Raw genomic sequence first — 3,163 nt, 5'->3', positions numbered from 1 at the left:
GCCCGAGGTCGCCGCCAGGACCGTCGCCTTGCCGCCCTGGCGCTTGAGGGCACGGGCGAACAGCCGGCCAAGGATCTGCAAGGCGACGTCCTTGAAGGCCAACGTCGGGCCGTGGAACAGCTCCATCAGATAAAGGTCGGGCGCGATCTCCTTCAGCGGCGCAATCGCCGGATCGGTGAAGGTGTCGTAAGCGGCGGCGATGTCGGCCTTGAGGTCTTCAGCCGAGAAACTGTCGCCGATCAGCCGGCCCATGACGGCCTCGGCCACCTCCGCGTAAGGCCGGCCCTTGAAGCCGGCGATCTCGGCGGGCGTGATTTGCGGCCAAGCCTCCGGCAGATACAGGCCGCCATCAGGGGCGAGCCCCTTGAGCAGCATATCGGCAAAGGAAATCAGCGGGGACTGCCCGCGAGTCGAGAGATAGCGCATGGGACCGGCAATAATCTTGTTCAGCGGGGCGCACTAAAAGCACGTTTTGGGCGGCCTGTCATTCCCGCGCCTTTTCTGCCCCCGCGGGCGGCGAGGTGTTCGTCACGGGCACGCAAGACCGTGGGGGAAGTGGCGCACCAGCGCCGAAGGGGGCTTTGTGTGCCTCGACAGTGCGAGCCCCCTTTCCGGCTGCGCCGGACTTCCCCCACACTCTACGTGCCAGACGTTGAAATCTTTCCGCGCGCGGGGGCAGTAATCAGCTCAGCAGCATCTTGCGAAACCCGCGGTCCCTTTTCAGGTGCCATTCGCGGCTCATCGCTTCGCTGCGCGTCGGATAGCGTTCGGCGTAGAGCAGGAACCAGACCCCACCGCGGGTGGATTTTGCCCCCGTGCCGGCATTGTGGCGGGCGAGGCGCTGGTCGAGATCGACCGTCCAGCCGACATAGCTGCGCCGCCGCCCGCGGACCTCGGTGCCCAGAACGTAGACGAACGCGCCGGCCAAGCGAGCCCCCTTCCCACGCTGCGCGTGGACTTCCCCCACGGTCCGCCTGCGGTCAGGAGATTTTTGCGCCCGCGGGGGCAGAAACAGACGCTTCCACGGCGGCTTCCTCGGCGACCTTGTCCAGCCACTTCGGCGCGTAGGGCACCGGGTTGTTGCGCAGCGCGGCGAGCAGCGCGCGCGGATCACGTTCCACTACCAGCGTGTCGCGATGAAGCTGCTTCAGGAAGCGCTCGGCCACCACCTGATCGAGAAATTCCGCCAGCTTGTCGTAGAACCCGCCGGCATTGAGGAGGGCCACCGGTTTGGGATGGATGCCGAGCTGGGCCCAGGTCCAGGCCTCGAACAATTCCTCGAAGGTGCCGATGCCGCCGGGCAGCGCCACGAACGCGTCCGACAAATTCGCCATCAGCGCCTTGCGGTCGTGCATGGTGGGGACGATTTCGAGCCGCGTCAGACCGGTGTGCGAGAGATTATGACCGTGCAACTGTTCGGTGATGACGCCGATCACCTCGCCACCTTTGGCCAGCGCCGCATCCGCCGCCACGCCCATCAAGCCGATGTTGCCGCCGCCGTAAACGAGCCCGATGCCCTCGGCCGCCAACAGCGCGCCCAACTCCGCCGCCGCCGCACGATATTCGGGACGCGCCCCGACACTGGAACCGGCATAAACACAAATCCGCACGACACATCCTCCATTTCGGCAACGGAAATAGTCGGCCAGCATGGGGGCGTCAATTCACGAGAGACTTTCTGCCCCCGCGGGCGACCGGGTCTTGACGCGCGCAGGTCGACCGTGGGGGAAGTCCACGCGCAGCGTGGGAAGGGGGCTTACTTGTGCCAGCGCGAGCCCCCTTTGCCCGCTGGCGCTGGGCACTTCCCCCACGCTCTACGTGCGCGCGGCGAAATCAGTGCGCGCGCGGGGGCAGAAAGGTGAGTCTTCCCTTCTGCACATGAAATGCCAAGTAAATCCCGATCAGGCCCAACGCGAGGCCGAACCATGTCACCGCGTATTGCAGATGGTCGTTGCGGAAGCTGACGACCCAATGGCCGCCTTCGGGCCAGCGGCCACGGTTGGGCGTGGCATCGACCTCAACCAGCACCGGCGCGGCAAGGCGAATATGGTCGCGGCGCGCGATGTCATCCACGGCGCGCGAAAACCAGATGCGGTGCGCGACGTCGGGCTTGGGCGTGAAGAATCCCGGCAGCGACGGCGTCCGCCACAGGCCGATTACATGGGCGATGCCGTCCATCTGCCCGGCGCGGCGGCTATCGGGGGCGCGCCGGTTTTCCGGCACGATGCCGCGATCCACCAGCAGCGTGCGGCCGTCGGCGAGCGTCAGCGGCACCACCACATGATAGACCGGCGCGCCATCAACGATGCCGTAGACGAACGCCTCTTTGGCATGATCGAAGCGGCCGGTCAGCGCCACGCGGCGGTATTCGGCGTCCCTGCCGAGTTTCAGCGCGGTATCGAGGCTGAGCGGCGGCAGCGTGATATTGCGGTTCACCTCAGCGATCAGGCCCAGCTTCCACTGCAGCCGCTGCAATTGCCACGTCCCCAGCCCGACCAGCACCGCCAGCATCACGAGGGTGGCGATGGTGAAGGCCGGCAGCGGGTGGAACGAAACGCGCATCTTCATCCCAAGTAGATCGCGCTAAGCTTAGCGCCGCGAGATCAGGGGGGAAACCATGCCGAAGCATGGCTCCGCATCTCATCTAGCTGTTGCAAGACCGCCGCCGGACCGGTGTATGGTTACGGCGATCAATCCAAGGGGGTTTTCATGCCGTCGAATGTCACCAATTATCTCGGCCTCAACGTGATGGCTTTGGCAATCGGCCTCGTGTCTGCGGTGTTCGGCTTCGACGAGGCGGTGGCACGCATCCCCTCACCCAACGGTGCGACGATCGTCCTGATCATCGACGCGGTGGCGTTTGCCATTCCGATTGGACTGATCGCCGCGGTGGCGTTCGGCCGCCAGAACTGGGCCCGCTGGGTGCAACTGGTGTTGTATGTGCTCGGTCTCGGCATGCTCGCCTTGCTCCCGCTCAATCCGGCGGCGATGGCGCAGATGACCCCGTTCAAGATCGGTGTGACCGCCGTGAATACCGTGCTGCAGGGCATTGCGTTTGTCTTCATCTTCACCGGCAACGCCAAGGAATGGTTTGTGAAGAAAAAGCCGGCCTGATCAGGAGGTCACCAGGCCCTGGCCGAAGACGTAGATGCTGGTGAACAGG

The 3,163-nt window shown here is 65.1% G+C and carries 4 protein-coding genes and 1 pseudogene; 1 reads left to right on the top strand and 4 read right to left on the bottom strand.

All coding sequences use genetic code 11. The features are described from left to right. The 4 genes and pseudogenes from AC1P6P_RS06165 to AC1P6P_RS06150 all read right to left on the bottom strand — a co-directional run. Positions 1–426: pseudogene (locus AC1P6P_RS06165) on the bottom strand (threonine synthase); the annotation flags it as partial. A 256-nt stretch (positions 427–682) separates the two neighbouring features. Further along, positions 683–967: a GIY-YIG nuclease family protein gene (locus tag AC1P6P_RS06160; protein WP_481401558.1), complete on the bottom strand. Its 285-nt coding sequence runs from the start codon at positions 965–967 to the stop codon at positions 683–685. 13 nt (positions 968–980) lie between these two features. Then, positions 981–1,610 (bottom strand): LOG family protein, encoded by a 630-nt coding sequence (locus AC1P6P_RS06155; protein ID WP_481401557.1) that lies wholly within the window; start codon positions 1,608–1,610, stop codon positions 981–983. 223 nt (positions 1,611–1,833) lie between these two features. Next, positions 1,834–2,562, bottom strand: coding sequence for an SURF1 family protein (locus AC1P6P_RS06150; RefSeq protein WP_481401556.1), 729 nt, complete (start codon positions 2,560–2,562; stop codon positions 1,834–1,836). A gap of 147 nt (positions 2,563–2,709) precedes the next feature. Between AC1P6P_RS06150 and AC1P6P_RS06145 the strand changes: the two genes are divergently transcribed. Further along, the gene (locus AC1P6P_RS06145; RefSeq protein WP_481401555.1) at positions 2,710–3,114 is read left to right on the top strand and encodes a hypothetical protein; all 405 of its coding nucleotides are present in this window, start codon (positions 2,710–2,712) and stop codon (positions 3,112–3,114) included. Positions 3,115–3,163: the final 49 nt, after the last annotated feature.

This window comes from Rhizomicrobium sp. (assembly GCF_056722145.1).
The sequence above is the reverse complement of the archived record's forward strand: the minus strand, read 5'-3'. Positions and strand labels throughout refer to the sequence as shown.

Coding starts and splice junctions, on each gene's coding strand:
- AC1P6P_RS06150 (WP_481401556.1), bottom strand. CDS start 2,562: ATGCGCGTTTCGTTCCACCCGCTGCCGGCCTTCACCATCGCCACCCTC.
- AC1P6P_RS06145 (WP_481401555.1), top strand. CDS start 2,710: ATGCCGTCGAATGTCACCAATTATCTCGGCCTCAACGTGATGGCTTTG.